This window comes from Actinophytocola algeriensis, from assembly GCF_014203735.1.
Taxonomy (GTDB): Bacteria; Actinomycetota; Actinomycetes; order Mycobacteriales; family Pseudonocardiaceae; genus Actinophytocola; species Actinophytocola algeriensis.
The window spans coordinates 1-1,517 of sequence record NZ_JACHJQ010000022.1; the positions used below are offsets into that span (position 1 = coordinate 1).

Here is a 1,517-nt window from a genome sequence, read left to right on the forward strand (position 1 = left end):
TGCCGTGAAAGACATCCCAGGTGCTGGTGTGTCAAGCCGCAATGTTGTTGGTGTGGTGTGACCAGGCGGTGGTTTCGTTGTAGTGGGTGCCGGTTTTGAGGCAGCCGTGGAGGATGCCGACGAGGCGGTTGGCGAGTTGGCGCAGGGCGGCGTTGTGACCGGCGCCGCGGGCTTTCTGCCGGTCGTAGTAGGCGCGAGCGCCTGGCGAGCGCAGTAACGCGCTTTGCGCCTGAGCCATCAGGGCGTCGATGAGCCGGTCGTTGTGGACGAATCGGGCCAGGGCGACCTTCTTCTTGCCCGAGGCGCGGGTGATCGGCGAGGTTCCCGCGTAGTTCTTGCGGGATTTGGCGGTGGCGTAGCGGTCGGGGTCGTCGCCGAACTCCGCGAGCACCCGGGCGCCGAGGATCGGTCCCAGCCCGGGCTGGGAGGTGACGATCTCAGCGGCCGGGTGCCGGCCAAAATGGGCCTCGACCTGCCCCTGCATGGCCTTGATCTGGGTGTTGAGCACGGTCAGGACCGCGATGAGCGCCTGCACCGAGGCGGCGTAGGCGCTGGTCACGACCTCGGGCTGACCGAGGTGGTCGGCGCGCAGCGCGGCCTGGACAAGCTCGGTCTTCTCCGTGACGTTGCGGCGGCGGGCACGTTTGAGCGCCGCGGTGATCTGCGCGGTGGTCAGCCGGGCCGCCTTCGCCGGGGTGGGTGCCTTGGCGAGCAGTTCCAGGGTGTCGGCCGCGTCCAGATCCTCGAACGCGGCCAGCGCGGCGGGGAAGTAGTCACGCAGCGCGTGCCGCAACCGCTGGGTATGGCGGGTCTGTTCCCAGATCAGCGTTTTGTGGGTGCGGGCCACCACCTTGATCGCCTCGGCCTGAGCGCTGTCGCCGGCCACCGGCCGCAGCTGGTGGGCGTGGGTGCGGACCATGTCAGCCAGCACATGCGCGTCGGCGGCGTCGCTCTTGGCGCCTGACACGCCCAGCCGGTCACGGAACCTGGCTGCTTGCAACGGATTCACCGCCAGCACCGTGTAGCCAGAGGCAACCAACGCGGCTACCCACGGCCCCCGGTCGGTCTCGATCCCGACCAGCACCTCCACATCCTCGGGGTCCTCACCGACCAACCCGCCGATCATCGTGTGGAACCGGGCCATCCCAGCCACCCCCTCGGGCAGCCGGGCCTTGGCCAGCCGACGCCCGGAGACGTCCATCACCTCGACATCGTGACGGTCCTCGGCCCAGTCATCTCCTACGAACAGCCGCAACGATCCTCCCGTGCTCGATCACCCTGCGCAGCCAGCGGGAGAACCATCAGCGACCTAATCAAGCAGTGCTTCCCACCACGAACACGCGGGGCACGACATCCCAGCAGCGATCCAGCTCTCCCGACCCACCAGCAGAGGCACGGTCTTTCACCAGGACTCGACGTCCAAGCGCGAAAAGTGCTCACCCACCGGCCGGCTACCACCAGGAGTGTGCCGGATAACCCACTCCCACCACTGATTAGGCGCGTTCAGGACATCGCCG

Annotated in this window: 1 protein-coding gene; it reads right to left on the bottom strand. The window is 68.0% G+C overall.

The window, feature by feature from the left end:
• Positions 1 to 31 precede the first annotated feature (31 nt).
• On the bottom strand, positions 32 to 1,255 hold the full coding sequence (locus tag FHR82_RS45115) for an IS110 family RNA-guided transposase (protein WP_184816869.1): 1,224 nt from the start codon (positions 1,253 to 1,255) through the stop codon (positions 32 to 34).
• Positions 1,256 to 1,517 lie beyond the last annotated feature (262 nt).